The following is a 13,293-nucleotide window of genomic DNA, read 5'->3' as shown; positions in this document are numbered from 1 at the left end:
TTACTCAGGATCGTCAAAAGCTCAGGATCCTGTGGAGGTACATCTCATGAACGACCGTCCGTCTCCGCTCCAGCCGACCCGTCGCTCGGTTCTGGCGCTCCTCGCCCTCTCCCCTGTCGCGGGCGCGCTGGCCGGCTGTGCCACCGGCGGCACCCGGCAGAGCGCCGCCCCGGCCGCCACTCCGACCGGGGCCGCGGCCGCGGGCAACCCGTTCGGGGTGGCCCAGGGCGCGCCCATCGAGGTCGTCGTCTTCGACGGCGGCTACGGCCAGACCTACATCAAGCTGCCCGTCGAGCTGTACCAGGGCAAGCATCCCAAGGCCAAGATCACCCAGACGGCGACCCAGCAGATCCAGCAGTCCCTCCAGCCGCGCTTCGTCGCCGGAAACCCGCCGGACGTGGTGAACAACTCCGGCTCCAACGCCATCGACTACGGCGCGCTCGTCAAGGACGAGGCACTGCTGCCCCTCCTTCCGCTGCTGGACGCCCCCTCGTGGAGCGATCCAGCGGCCAAGGTGCGCGACACCCTGCGCCCCGGTGTGGTCGAGGTGGGTACGCACGGCGGCCAGTTCACGGTCCTGAACTACTCCTACGGCGCCTACGGCGCGTGGTACAGCTCCGCGCTGTTCAAGGAGAAGGGGTGGACCTACCCCCAGACGTGGGACGAGTACCTCACGTTGTGCGACAAGATGGCCACGGCGGGCATCGCCCCGTGGACCTACCCCGGCCAGTTCCCGTACTACATGTTCTGGTGGCTGGCCTCGATGATCTACAAGGTGGCCGGCAAGGAGGTCATCGACAAGATCAACAACCTTGAGAAGGACGCCTGGACCGACGAGCGGGCCGTCGCCGCCCTGAAGGCCTTCGAGGCGATCCCCGCCAACGGCTGGGTGCTCAAGGGAAGCTCCGGGCTGAACCACACCGACGCGCAGATGCAGTTCCTGCTGGGCAAGGCCGGTTTCGTCCCGGGCGGCTCCTGGCTGGAGAAGGAGATGGGCGACAGCGTCCCGGCGGGCTTCGACATGTCGATCTGCCGCGTCCCGTCGATCACCGCGAACGACGACCGGCCCTTCGGGGCCCTGTGCGCCAAGGCGGGCGAGCCGTACATCGTCCCGCGCTCGGCGAAGAACACCGCGGGCGGCCTGGAGTTCCTGCGGGCGATGCTCTCCGACGAGAGCGCCGCGAACTTCATCGCCCAGGCGGGCACCCTGTCCTCCAACCGCAGGGCGAAGCTGCCCAAGGACGCCAAGCACGGTCTCGTGTCGATCGACGCCGCGCTGGCCGAGGCGGGCGACAACGTCTTCGGCGTCACCCTCGACACCCGTGACAGCCGGCTGTGGGGCGACATCGCCAAGGTGATGGGACGCTTCATGAACGGTGACGTGAAGGCGGACCAGCTCGCCAAGGAGGCTCAGCGCCTCACCGACGCGGCCCGCGGCTAGGACGAGCACCCCATGCGCAACCGGCACCAGAGCCGTGTCATCGTCGGCTTCCTCGCCGCGCCCGTCGTCCTGTACACGGTGTTCGTGGCCTCGCCATACGTGCAGGCGTTCTACATCGCCCTCACCGACTGGCGGGGCCTGTCAGCCGAGGTGGACCTCGTCGGCCTGGCCAACTTCGCCGAACTGTCCGGTGACCCGGTGTTCTGGAAGGCACTGCTCAACAACCTGATCCTGCTGGTGACCCTGCCCGTGGTCACCATAGGACTGGCGCTGTTCCTCGCCTTCATGCTCAACGCCGCGGGCGGGCCCCGCAGCGGAGAGATCCGGGGCGTGTGGGGCGCCGGGTTCTACCGGGTCGTCTACTTCTTCCCGTACATCCTGTCGATCGCGATCATCGGTGTGCTGTGGACGAACATCTACAACCCCATCAACGGCCTGCTCAACGGCGCGCTGCGCGCCGTCGGCCTCGAACAGGTCCAGCCGTCGTGGCTCGGTGACGAACGGCTCGCCTTCTGGGCCGTGCTCGCCGTACTGGTCTGGAACGGCGTCGGCTTCTACGTCGTGCTCTTCACCGCGGGCATCAAGGCCATCCCGGCCTCGCTGCTTGAGGCAGCGGTGCTCGACGGCGCGTCGAGAACCCAGATCTTCTTCCGCATCACGATCCCGCTGATCTGGGAGAACGTCCGGACGGCGACGGTCTATCTGGGAATCGCCGCACTGGACGCCTTCGCCGTGGTGCAGATCATGACCGCCGGCGGGCCGAACGACTCGACCCAGGTCGCCTCGTTCTACCTCTACCAGAACGCGTTCTCCTACGGCCGTTTCGGCTACGCCTCCGCGATGGGCGTCGTGCTCTTCGCCGTCACCCTCGCCCTGTCCGCCTTCACGCTCCGGGCGACCCGTAGAGAGAGGATCGAGTTCTGATGGCCACCGCCACGGGCCCGCGAAGGTCGTCCGGCCCCACGATCGCCGTCGCCCAGGTGTTCCTGGTCCTGTGGGCCGTGATCTCGACCGCGCCGCTGCTGTGGGCCGTCGTCAGCTCCCTCAAGTCGGATCCCGAGATCGTCGCCGACCCGTGGTCGCTGCCCGCGGCCCTGCGCTGGGAGAACTTCGCCCGGGCCTGGGACAGCGCCTCCATCGGGACGTACTTCGGCAACACCGTCATCGTGGTCGGCGGCGGCGTCACGCTGACGCTCCTGCTGTCGGCCATGGCCGCCTACGTGTTCGCCCGCTTCGAGTTCCGTCTCAAGGGAGTGCTCTACTACTTCTTCGTCGCCGGGATGACCTTCCCGGTCTTCATGGCGCTCGTCCCGCTGTTCTTCGTGGTCCAGAACCTGGGGCTCGGCGACTCGCTGCCCGGTCTCATCCTGGTCTACACGGCCTACTCGCTGCCCTTCTCCATGTTCTTCCTGGTGGCCTTCTTCCGCACGCTGCCGGGGGAGATCGCCGAGGCCGCCACACTCGACGGCTGCGGGGAGATCGCGACCTTCTTCAGGGTCATGCTGCCGATGGCCAAACCGGGACTCATCAGCGTCGGGATCTTCAACTTCATCGGCCAGTGGAACCAGTACCTCATCCCGCTCGTCCTCGTCAGCGACGACAGCAAGTTCGTGCTGTCACAGGGACTGGCCAACCTGGCGGTCGAACAGGGCTACGCCGGTGACCGCTCGGGCCTCTTCGCGGGCCTCACGATCGCCATGGCGCCGATCCTGATCGTCTACGCCCTCCTGCAGGGCAGGGTCCAGGCGGGGATGACGGCCGGTGCGCTCAAATAGGAGCTCGCCGGTCTGACCCGGAGAGTGCGGGCGGTGGCGTAACCTCCTGGGCGGAAGCCTGAGCACGACGGAGGGGACGGCGAAGAGGAACGTGGCGCAACGTCCGACGGCCGAGCAGATCGAGCGCCTGTTCGTCGGCACCTCGCCCCGCTACACCCGGGTCGAGGTCGCCGAGCTGGCGCGGCTGCCGCAGGAACTCACCGAACGGATCTGGCGAGCGCTCGGCTTCGCCACGCTGGCCGACGACGCGGTCGCCTTCACCGACGCCGACGTGGCCGCGCTCGGCCGGGTCAGGGCGATGCTGGAGGACGGCCCGCTGGACGAGCGGGCCGTCATCAGGATGACCAGGGCGATCGGCCAGACGACCGCCAGGCTGGCGCAGTGGCAGGCCGAGATCATGGTCGGCGCCGTGCTCGACGGGCAGGGACGGCCGAGCGACGCCGACCTCGCCGCGGTCCTGGAGGCCTCCCGCAGGCTGTTGCCCGACTTCGAGCAGGTGCTGGTCCACGTCTGGCGGGCCCAGCTCGCCGCGGCCGGGACCCGCCTGCTCGCCACGACCGACCTCAGCGAGGAGATCGTGCCGAACCGGCTGACCCTCGCGGTCGGCTTCGCCGACCTGGTCTCCTTCACCCAGCTCTCCCGCGAACTGGACGAGAACGGCCTGGCCGACCTGGTCGAGGGGTTCGAGTCGCGCGCCGCCGACGTGGTCGCCACGTACGGCGGGCGGCTGGTCAAGACGCTCGGGGACGAGGTGCTGTTCACCGCCGCGGAGCCGCGGACGGCCGCGGGGATCGCGCTCGGCCTGGTCGAGGCGATCCGCGACTACGGCCCCGAGGTACGCGTCGGGCTCGCCTACGGCCCCGTGGTGCCGATGATGGGCGACGTCTTCGGGACCACGGTCAACCTGGCCGCGCGGCTGACGGCCATCGCCCGTCCCGGCACGATCATCGCCGACGGCGAGCTGGCCGAGGCCGTCGAGGGGGCGGAGGGGGTCACGGTCCAGCGCATGCGCCGCCGTCCCGCGCGCGGACTCGGCATGGTCCAGCCGTACGTGCTCAGAAGGGCCTGACGGGAGCCCGGTCCGGCCTGGTAAGCATGGACACCGGGGTGCCCGGTGAGGCACCGCCACGATGCCAGACGATCAAGGACGAGGTGCAGACATGCCGTACACCGTGCAGGGCGTGGTCGCGCGAGGCAAGGGGGAGCCCGTCTCCCTGGAGACCGTCCACGTGCCGGACCCGGGTCCGGGTGAGGCGGTGGTGAACGTCCAGGCGTGCGGGGTGTGCCACACCGACCTGCACTACCGCGAGGGCGGGATCAACGACGAGTTCCCGTTCCTGCTCGGCCACGAGGCCGCCGGGGTGGTCGAGGCCGTCGGTGAGGGTGTCACCGACGTCGCGCCCGGCGACTACGTGATCCTGAACTGGCGGGCGGTCTGCGGGCAGTGCCGCGCCTGTCGCCGGGGCCGTCCGTGGTACTGCTTCAGCACCCACAACGCCACCCAGCCGATGACCCTTGAGGACGGCACGCCGCTCAGCCCGGCCCTGGGCATCGGCGCCTTCGCCGAGAAGACCCTGGTCGCCGCCGGGCAGTGCACCAAGGTCGACCCGGCGGCCCCGGCGACGGCCGCCGGGCTGCTCGGCTGCGGTGTGATGGCGGGCATCGGCGCCGCGATCAACACCGGCGGCGTGACCAGGGGCGACAGCGTGGCCGTCATCGGCGTCGGCGGAGTCGGCGGCGCCGCCGTGCACGGTGCCCACCTGGCGGGCGCGACGAAGATCATCGCGGTGGACATCGACGACCGCAAGCTCGCCTGGGCCAAGGAGTTCGGCGCGACCCACACCGTCAACTCCCGCGAGAGTGACCCGGTCGAGACGATCAAGGAGCTCACCGGCGGCAACGGCGCGGACGTGGTGATCGAGGCGGTCGGCCGTCCCGAGACCTACCGGCAGGCCTTCTACGCCCGCGACCTGGCCGGGACCGTGGTCCTCGTGGGCGTCCCGACCCCGGAGATGACGATCGAGCTGCCGCTGCTCGACGTCTTCGGCAGGGGCGGGGCGCTGAAGTCCTCCTGGTACGGCGACTGCCTGCCCAGCCGTGACTTCCCCATGCTCATCGACCTCTACCTCCAGGGACGGCTGAACCTGGACGGTTTCGTCTCCGAGACGATCGGCCTCGGTGACGTCGAGGAGGCCTTCGCCAAGATGCACCGCGGCGAGGTGCTGCGCTCGGTGGTGGTCCTGTGATCGACCGGGTCGTCACCTCGGGGACGTTCTCGCTGGACGGCGGGACGTGGGAGGTGGACAACAACGTCTGGCTGGTCGGTTCCGAGCGCGAGGTCGTGGTGGTCGACGCCGCGCACGACGCGGCGGCCATCGCCGGGCGGATCGGCGACCGGGAGGTCAGGGCGATCGTCTGCACCCACGCGCACAACGACCACATCGACGCGGCGGCCGACCTGGCCGCCCGGGTCGGCGCGCCGATCATGCTCCACCCGGCGGACCAGGTCCTGTGGGAGATGGTCTACCCGGACCTGCCGTACACGCCGCTCGGGGACGGGCAGGTGATCACCGCGGGCGGCGTCGAGCTGACCGTGCTGCACACCCCCGGCCACACGCCGGGCGCGGTGTGCCTGCACGCGCCCGAACTGGGCGTGGTCTTCACCGGCGACACGCTGTTCAACGGCGGCCCCGGGGCGACGGGCAGGTCCTTCTCCTCCTTCGAGACGATCATCGGGTCGATCGGGGAGAGGCTGCTCACCCTGCCGGGCGAGACGGTGGTCGAGACCGGCCACGGCGAGTCGACCACGATCGGCGCGGAGGCCCCGCATCTCCAGGAGTGGATCGCGAGGGGGCACTGATCGTCTGACGCGCCGGGACACGCGCGGCGGGGAAATGTTCTTCGTGTGGTCTACATCACATAGGAAAGCCTTACTGAATGCGTTATGTTAGGTATGCCTTACCTAGTTTGTAGTGCACCTGAGAAAGGCCTTTTCCCGCCGTGTATGTCTGCGTCTGCCGCGCTGTCACCGAAAACGAGGTGCATGACTGCATAGCGTCGGGAGCCCGCAGCGCGCGCCAGGTTCGTGACCGGACCGGTGCGGGTGGTGACTGCGCCTCCTGCGTGCGGAAGATCTGTGCGATCCTGAAGCGGTCTGAAGACTTGTTGCCGACCGCTTAGCCCGAGGAGCCCGCCATGCAGGGCGACAAGAAGATCATAGAGTTGCTGAACGAACAGCTCACGGCAGAGCTGACCGCGATCAACCAGTACTTCCTGCACGCGAAGATGCAGGAGAACTGGGGATACACCAGACTCGCGAAGTACACCCGCGAAGAGTCCATCGACGAGATGCGCCACGCGGAGAAACTGACGGATCGAATCCTCTTTCTCGAAGGCCTGCCCAACTATCAGCGGCTCGGTACGCTGCACATCGGCCAGACCATCGAGGAGCAGCTGAGATCCGACCTCAACATCGAGCTTGAGGTCGTCAACCGGTTGAAGCCCGCGATCATTTTCATGCGGGAAAAGGGCGACGCCACCTCCGCTCGCCTCTTCGAGGAGATCCTTGAGGACGAGGAACACCACATCGACTATCTGGAGACGGAGCTGGGGCTGATCAGCAGCCTGGGCGAGCAGCTCTACCTGGCTCGCTACGCCGAGCCACCGTCGGCCTCCTGAGGTTGATCGTCCGAACACGCCCGCCGAATTCCTTTCGGAGGGCGTGTTCTGTTTTGTCGGAAACATTTGAGGGAACGGCCGGCGGGGCTGCCCTTTCCAGGCGGTTCTGATGCGGGAGCGCTACCGCGAAGGCTCCAGCCGTTGCGGGACGACTATCCGGGATTTATCAGTGTTTGCCCAGGTCAATGGATAGGTCAATGACGAGTCAAACCGCGCGCTGTGCCCGGGAAACGATCCCTTAAGGTCCTACGATCGCAACATGACCTGTGTACTTCTCGCCGAGGACGATACCTCGATCTCCGAGCCACTGGCGCGCGCGCTGCGTCGGGAGGGCTACCAAGTCGAGGTGAGTCCCGACGGCCCGCAGGCCCTGGAACGGGCGCTGTCGGGTGGCATCGACTTGATTGTTCTTGACCTGGGCCTTCCTGAGATGGACGGCCTGGAAGTCGCAAGACGCATACGCGCAGAGGGGCACGGCACGCCCGTGCTCATCCTCACCGCCCGTGTCGACGAGGTCGACACCGTGGTCGGCCTCGACGCCGGGGCCGACGACTACGTCACCAAGCCGTTCCGGCTCGCCGAACTCCTGGCCAGGGTTCGCGCGCTGCTGCGGCGCGGCACCTCTGAGACGCCCGTCGTCCAGGGGGTGCGCATCGACGCCGACTCCCGTCGCGCGTGGATGGGGGACAAGGAGCTCCACCTGACGACCAAGGAGTTCGACCTGTTGCGCGTCCTGGTCCGCGACGCCGGGAAGGTGGTCACCCGCGAGCAGATCATGCGCGAGGTGTGGGACACCAACTGGTGGGGCTCGACCAAGACCCTGGACATGCACATCTCATGGCTGCGCCGCAAACTGGGGGACGACGCCGCCAAGCCGCGATACATCACGACCGTGCGAGGGGTTGGCTTCCGCTTCGAACGCGAGTAGGGAATGCGCCGCCGCCTGCTCTCCTCAACCCTGCTTGTCGCCGTCATCGGGGTGTTGCTGCTGGGCATCCCCCTGGGCGTCGCGGTGAACCGGCTGATCGAGGAAGAGGCGACCCAGGAGCTTTCCTCCCAGGCCAAAAGCCTGCTGGGGGAGGTGGAGTATGCCCGGATTCAGGACCAGCCCGTCGATCCGGAGCAGCTCAAGCGCAAATACCCCGACCGATATATCCAAGTCTATGCGAAAGGGACTCCCCCCCAGGTGACGATGGTGGGGACCGAGCCCCCCGACAGTCGCAAGATGACCCAGGACGCCCAGTCGGAGAACGGCGTGTACGTCGCGGTCAGCCGGGACAAGACGCAGGTGGAGCGGGAGGTCAGGGCATGGCTCCTGCTCATCCTGGCGCTGGCCGCCGCGGCCCTCGCGGTCGCGGTAGGGCTCGCGGTCGTGCAGTCACGCCGGCTGACACTGCCGCTCAGCGACCTGGCCATGATCGCCGAGCGGCTGGGCTCCGGCGACGCGAGACCCAGCAAGCACCGCTACGGCATCCAGGAGCTCGACCGGGTCGCCGAGGTGCTGGACCGCAGCGCCACCCGGATCTCGGACCTGCTGGCCAGGGAACGGGAGTTCGCGACCGACGCCTCGCACCAGCTCCGCACCCCTCTCACAGGTCTGACCATGCGACTTGAGGAGATCGTGGCGGCCGCGCACGAGCCGGGAATCGTCAAGGAGGAGGGCGAGGCGGCCATCGTGCAGGCGGAGCGGCTCACGGCGGTGATCGACGAACTACTGGCGGCGGCGAGAAGGCAGCGGCAGGCGCAGGCGGACGCCGTCACTCTGGACGACGTGCTCGACCAGCAGTTCATCGAGTGGGGCCCGGCCTTCCGCAGGGTGGGACGCAAGCTGAAGCTGTCCGGGACGCGCGGTCTGCAGGCGCTCGGCACCAGCGGAGGCGTCAGCCAGGTGATCTCCACGCTGCTGGAGAACTCCCTCGAACACGGCGGCGGCACCGTGACGGTCACCACCAGTGACAAGGACAGGTCGATCGTGATCGAGGTCGCGGACGAGGGGCAGGGGGTCTCCGACGAACTCGCCGGACGGATCTTCGAAAGGAACGTCAGCGGAGGTGGGGGCACCGGACTCGGGCTGACCCTGGCGCGGGCGCTGGCCGCCGCGGACGGCGGCCGTCTCGAACTCATCCGTCCTCGCCCGGCGGCCTTCGCGCTGTTCCTGCGCCAGGTGGACGACACCACGAGAAACCGGGTGGTCAGCGGCCCCGCGTGAGCCCTAGAGGACCCGGGTGTTCTCGTTCGGGAGCTCCCTGGGGATGTCCTCGGTCGCGGCCAGGAAGACCCACTTCTTGTAGGACCAGAACCTGAAGAGCGTCCCCAGGCCGACACCGACCAGATTGGAGATGTTGAAGCTCAGCGGGTCGGTCAGTTTGAGGGTGTACTGGGTGAAGCCGATGCACAGCAGCCCGATCAGCAGCCCGATCCCGTTGAGCAGGAAGAACAGGAAGTACTCCCTGGCCAGGCCGCTCTGCTCGCGGTGCCTGAAGGTCCAGTAACGGTTGCCGAGGTAGGCGAAGGTGGCGGCCACGGTCGTGGCGGCGACCTTGGAGGTCAGCGGCCCCTGGTGCAGGACGTACTGCATGAAGTTCAGCCCGCCGGTGTCGATGACGAAGGCGATGGCTCCGATGACCCCGAACTTGGACAGCTCGTGGATCAGGCCGACGAGCTGCTCGTAGGCGCGTCGCAGAAACAGCACGTCTCCCACACGGTCCCTTCGGATGGCTGAGGCCGTCGCTGGGAGGACCTCGGACGTTGTTCTGTCAGGTTACCGGCGCACCCGCTCGTCCCGTGTTTCGGCTGACCAGATGTTCCGCAAGCAGTCAGTTACGGTGTTTCAAGAAATATCGGATTTATGGCGATAAATCTAGGCGTATGGCGTTATTCCGGCCCGGGATGTCACACCTGGCACTCAGGGCAAAACATGACCGGCCCCACGCCGTACCCGGTGGCGCGGGGCCGATGCCCCTGCCGGTTCCCGTGCGGAGGGCCGGTAAACTCGACCGACGTGAGCAGCCCTTCCCCGGTCAGTCCCATCGGTCCCGTCGTCGGCGTCATCGGAGCAGGTCAACTGGCCCGGATGACCCAGCAGGCGGCCATCGCCCTCGGGGTCGAGCTGCGGGTGCTGGCCAACTCCCTCGACGAGAGCGCGGCCAGGGTGATCGCCGACACCAGGCTCGGCGACTACCGCGACCTGGCGGTCCTGCGTGACTTCGCCAAGGGGTGCGACGCGATCACCTTCGACCACGAGCACGTGCCGACCGAGCACGTCCGGGCGCTGACCGAGGACGGCTTCGCCGTACACCCCGGTGCCGAGGCGCTGGTGCACGCCCAGGACAAGGCGGTGATGCGTGAGCGGCTGACCGCGATCGGCGCTCCCTGCCCGCCGTGGCGGCGGATCGCCTCCGTCGAGGACGTGACGGAGTTCGCCGCCGAGCACGGCTGGCCGGTCGTGCTCAAGGCGGTGCGCGGTGGCTACGACGGGCGGGGCGTGTGGGTCTGCCGGTCGGCGGAGGAGGCCGCCGAGGTGCTGGCCGGCGGGGTGCCGCTGATGGCCGAGACGTTCGTGCCGTTCGAGCGCGAGCTGGCCGTCCTGGTCGCCAGGTCGCCGCACGGACAAGGTGTCAGCTACCCCGTCGTGGAGACCGTCCAGCGTGACGGCATCTGCGTCGAGGTGCTCGCCCCCGCCCCGGGGCTCGACCCCGAGCGGGCCGCGCAGGCGCAGCGGATCGCCCTGAAGATCGCCCACGAGCTGGGCGTGACCGGGCTGCTGGCCGTCGAGATGTTCGAGACCGCCACCGGGCTGGTCGTCAACGAGCTGGCCATGCGCCCGCACAACAGCGGCCACTGGACCATCGACGGTGCCCGCACCTCCCAGTTCGAGCAGCACCTGCGCGCGGTGCTCGACCTGCCGCTCGGCTCGCCCTCACTGGCGGCCCCCGTCGTGGTGATGGCCAACCTCCTGGGCGGCGACGACCCGGACCTGTTCTCCCGCTACGAGCACGTCATGGCGCACGACCCGGGAGTCAAGATCCACTTCTACGGCAAGGACGTACGGCCCGGCCGCAAGATCGGCCACGTCACCGCCCTCGGCACCGACCTGGACGAGGTCAGGGCGCGCGCCCAGCACGCCGCGGTCTACCTGTCCGAGGGCCGCTACACGTGAACGTCCGTAAGCGCGGCCGCGGGCCGCGAGGCGAGGAGAGAGCATGACCGCCGTCGGTATCGTCATGGGCAGCGACTCCGACTGGCCGGTGATGCGGCTGGCCGCCGAGGCGCTGGCCGAGTTCGACGTCCCCTTCGAGGCCGACGTGGTCTCGGCGCACCGCATGCCCGAGGAGATGATCGCCTACGGCAAGCAGGCGGCGGGGCGCGGCCTGAAGGTGATCATCGCGGGGGCCGGGGGCGCCGCCCACCTGCCCGGCATGCTCGCCTCGGTGACCCCGCTGCCGGTGATCGGTGTCCCGGTGCCGCTGAAGTATCTCGACGGCATGGACTCCCTGCTCTCGATCGTCCAGATGCCCGCCGGTGTCCCGGTCGCGACCGTCGCCGTCGGCGGCGCGCGCAACGCGGGGCTGCTGGCCGTACGGATTCTGGCGGCCTCGGATGAGGCGCTGCGGGTCCGGATGGAGGGCTTCCAGGAGTCGCTGCGGGACCAGGCCCACGCCAAGGGCGCCAAGCTGCGCGCCGAGGCCGCCTCCCTCGGCGGCTGATCCCTCCCTCCTCATCCGTGTGGATATCTCCCGCCCTTCGGGGCAGGAGAGGACCTTCGGCGGGATGAGGAGGGAGGAATCATGAGAAACGTGATACGGACCACCCTCGGGGTGACGGTCCTGATCCTGGCGGTCCTCGGCGGCATGGGAGCCGGCACCCGCCGCCCCCTCACCTCAGGGCAGGCGGCACTCCCGGCCCCCACGCCGGGAGAAGTGGGCAACAGCCGGATCCTCCAGCGGCGCGCCCCCGACGGGCTGGTCGAACACCCGGCGGGCCGCCACGTGCCCGGTCACCGCGACCCTGGGCTTCGGCCGGCGTGGTGACCGGTCACCGGGCAGGCACTCCACGCACGACGCGGGGCGGCGCGGGCGGGTGGGAGACGGCCTAGCGGGAGCCCGTCGAGGCGGGCGGGGCAGGGGCGGAGCCGTACGCGAGGGCGGCGGCGACGCAGAGGTACGGCGCGGCGAACAGCGCGAAGATCACGCCATGCGCGGCGAACGGCGAAAGAGCGGCGTAGACGCCGTAGACCACCACCGTGCCCGCGTCCATGCCGATGCCCGCGAACGAGGTCACCGTGGCCCGGCTCGGCCCGGTGATCCGCCGCTGGAGCCTGGCGTCGGCGATCACGCTCGCCAGCTGGAAGACGCAGAAGCCCGCGCCGACCGCGACCAGCCCGGCGGGCCGCTCCGTCAGCGCCCCGGCCGCCATGACGAGCGAGGCCAGGGTGAGCACCGCGGCGAAGGCCCTGACCGGCATCCTGTTCGCGACCCCGGCCAGCAGGCCGCCGACCGCGACGCCACCCCAGACGATCAGCACGAGCAACGGCACGGTCGCCTCGGAGACGCCGGTCGCCGCCGCGAGCAGCGGGACGTACTCCTCAAGACCACCCCAGACCGCCGTCACCACCGCGACGAGCAGCAGGGCGCCCCGGACCGGCCGGTTGTCCCGCACCTCGCCCAGGCCCGCCCGCAGCACGGCCACATACCCGCTCGCGTCCTCGTGCCGAGCCGAGGCCACCCGGTGCTCGGGCAGCGCCATACCGGTCAGGGCGCACAACACGCAGGTCAGCACACTGGCCACACCGAGGGCGAAATACCCGCCGACGCTCAGCACCGGGGTCGCCGCCGCGGTGGCCGCCGCGACGGCGACGAGCCCGACGGCACGGACCCTGCCCATCACCGTGGCATAGCGCCCGGCCTCACCCAGATGGTCGAGCTCCTCGTAGACGAGCGCCTCCATCGAGCCGGAGCGGAGCGAGGAACCCGCGCTCCAGAGCACGAACCCGAGCGCGAACGACCAATAGGCCGGAACCAGGAACCACAGGGCGTAACCCACCGCGGACAGCAGCGGCCCCACCGACAGCAGCAGACGACGGGAGACGGCGTCGGCCCACGCGCCCGAGGGGACCTCCAGCAGCATGCCGCAGACGGCGCCGATGACGAACAAGGAGGAGATCTCGGGCACCGACAGGCCGTGGTCGGCGAACAGCAGAGCGTAGACCGGATAGAGGAGGACGAAGTCCTCAAGGGCCGCGTAGAGGTAGAGGGGACGGGTCAGCCGCTTCACGCGGGTGCCCGACGCACGCGGAGAAAGTGCGATCATGAGGTCTTTCCACGAGACGAGATGGGACGGGGCTCCAGGTGCTCTGAGGCGCCAGGTGGCCCACGGCATCCGCTCTCGTTTCGACCTCTG

Annotated in this window: 15 protein-coding genes; 13 read left to right on the top strand and 2 right to left on the bottom strand. The window is 69.1% G+C overall.

Translation table 11 applies throughout. The annotated features are described in order from the left end of the window. The first annotated feature begins 46 nt into the window (after positions 1-46). From ngcE to ABT340_RS08225, 10 genes are all read left to right on the top strand, one after another. Positions 47-1,441 (top strand): N-acetylglucosamine/diacetylchitobiose ABC transporter substrate-binding protein, encoded by a 1,395-nt coding sequence (gene ngcE, locus ABT340_RS08270; protein WP_352009984.1) that lies wholly within the window; start codon positions 47-49, stop codon positions 1,439-1,441. A 12-nt stretch (positions 1,442-1,453) separates the two neighbouring features. Continuing rightward, positions 1,454-2,365 (top strand): carbohydrate ABC transporter permease, encoded by a 912-nt coding sequence (locus tag ABT340_RS08265; RefSeq protein WP_352009983.1) that lies wholly within the window; start codon positions 1,454-1,456, stop codon positions 2,363-2,365. After that, positions 2,365-3,216: a carbohydrate ABC transporter permease gene (locus tag ABT340_RS08260; RefSeq protein ID WP_352009982.1), complete on the top strand. Its 852-nt coding sequence runs from the start codon at positions 2,365-2,367 to the stop codon at positions 3,214-3,216. The genes ABT340_RS08265 and ABT340_RS08260 overlap by 1 nt, the downstream gene beginning before the upstream one ends. Before the next feature lie 91 nt (positions 3,217-3,307). Then, entirely contained in the window at positions 3,308-4,285 is a 978-nt protein-coding gene (locus ABT340_RS08255; protein ID WP_352009981.1) for an adenylate/guanylate cyclase domain-containing protein, read from the top strand. A 91-nt stretch (positions 4,286-4,376) separates the two neighbouring features. Beyond that, entirely contained in the window at positions 4,377-5,462 is a 1,086-nt protein-coding gene (locus ABT340_RS08250) for an S-(hydroxymethyl)mycothiol dehydrogenase (RefSeq protein ID WP_352009980.1), read from the top strand. Continuing rightward, on the top strand, positions 5,459-6,076 hold the full coding sequence (locus tag ABT340_RS08245) for an MBL fold metallo-hydrolase (RefSeq protein ID WP_352009979.1): 618 nt from the start codon (positions 5,459-5,461) through the stop codon (positions 6,074-6,076). The genes ABT340_RS08250 and ABT340_RS08245 overlap by 4 nt, the downstream gene beginning before the upstream one ends. 140 nt (positions 6,077-6,216) lie before the next feature. Continuing rightward, positions 6,217-6,396, top strand: a complete 180-nt coding sequence (locus tag ABT340_RS08240; RefSeq protein ID WP_352009978.1) for a (2Fe-2S)-binding protein — start codon at positions 6,217-6,219, stop codon at positions 6,394-6,396. A 15-nt stretch (positions 6,397-6,411) separates the two neighbouring features. Beyond that, a complete protein-coding gene (gene bfr / locus ABT340_RS08235) occupies positions 6,412-6,894 on the top strand; it encodes a bacterioferritin (protein WP_352009977.1) in 483 nt (160 codons plus the stop codon). Between the two features lie 259 nt (positions 6,895-7,153). After that, positions 7,154-7,822, top strand: coding sequence for a response regulator transcription factor (locus tag ABT340_RS08230; protein WP_012888073.1), 669 nt, complete (start codon positions 7,154-7,156; stop codon positions 7,820-7,822). A 3-nt stretch (positions 7,823-7,825) separates the two neighbouring features. Further along, complete coding sequence (locus ABT340_RS08225; RefSeq protein ID WP_352009976.1) at positions 7,826-9,103, top strand: ATP-binding protein; 1,278 nt, start codon at positions 7,826-7,828, stop codon at positions 9,101-9,103. A 3-nt stretch (positions 9,104-9,106) separates the two neighbouring features. On the opposite strand, the gene ABT340_RS08220 is transcribed toward ABT340_RS08225, so the two are convergent. Then, positions 9,107-9,586: a GtrA family protein gene (locus ABT340_RS08220; RefSeq protein WP_352009975.1), complete on the bottom strand. Its 480-nt coding sequence runs from the start codon at positions 9,584-9,586 to the stop codon at positions 9,107-9,109. Between the two features lie 381 nt (positions 9,587-9,967). Here ABT340_RS08220 and ABT340_RS08215 point away from each other — a divergent pair, with 381 nt between their 5' ends. From ABT340_RS08215 to ABT340_RS08205, 3 genes are all read left to right on the top strand, one after another. Beyond that, positions 9,968-11,053 (top strand): 5-(carboxyamino)imidazole ribonucleotide synthase, encoded by a 1,086-nt coding sequence (locus tag ABT340_RS08215; protein WP_352010174.1) that lies wholly within the window; start codon positions 9,968-9,970, stop codon positions 11,051-11,053. A gap of 43 nt (positions 11,054-11,096) precedes the next feature. After that, positions 11,097-11,600, top strand: coding sequence for a 5-(carboxyamino)imidazole ribonucleotide mutase (purE, locus tag ABT340_RS08210; RefSeq protein ID WP_352009974.1), 504 nt, complete (start codon positions 11,097-11,099; stop codon positions 11,598-11,600). Between the two features lie 81 nt (positions 11,601-11,681). Further along, positions 11,682-11,924: a hypothetical protein gene (locus ABT340_RS08205; protein ID WP_352009973.1), complete on the top strand. Its 243-nt coding sequence runs from the start codon at positions 11,682-11,684 to the stop codon at positions 11,922-11,924. Positions 11,925-11,985: 61 nt separating this feature from the next. Here the strand turns inward: ABT340_RS08205 and ABT340_RS08200 are convergent, their stop codons facing one another. Continuing rightward, positions 11,986-13,203 carry an MFS transporter gene (locus ABT340_RS08200; RefSeq protein WP_352009972.1) on the bottom strand — a complete coding sequence of 406 codons (1,218 nt, stop codon included), beginning with the start codon at positions 13,201-13,203 and terminating at the stop codon, positions 11,986-11,988. Between the last annotated feature and the right edge of the window lie 90 nt (positions 13,204-13,293).

Origin of the sequence: Streptosporangium sp. NPDC000239 (assembly GCF_040300765.1) — a bacterium.
Lineage (GTDB): Bacteria > Actinomycetota > Actinomycetes > Streptosporangiales > Streptosporangiaceae > Streptosporangium.
The sequence above is the reverse complement of the archived record's forward strand: the minus strand, read 5'-3'. Positions and strand labels throughout refer to the sequence as shown.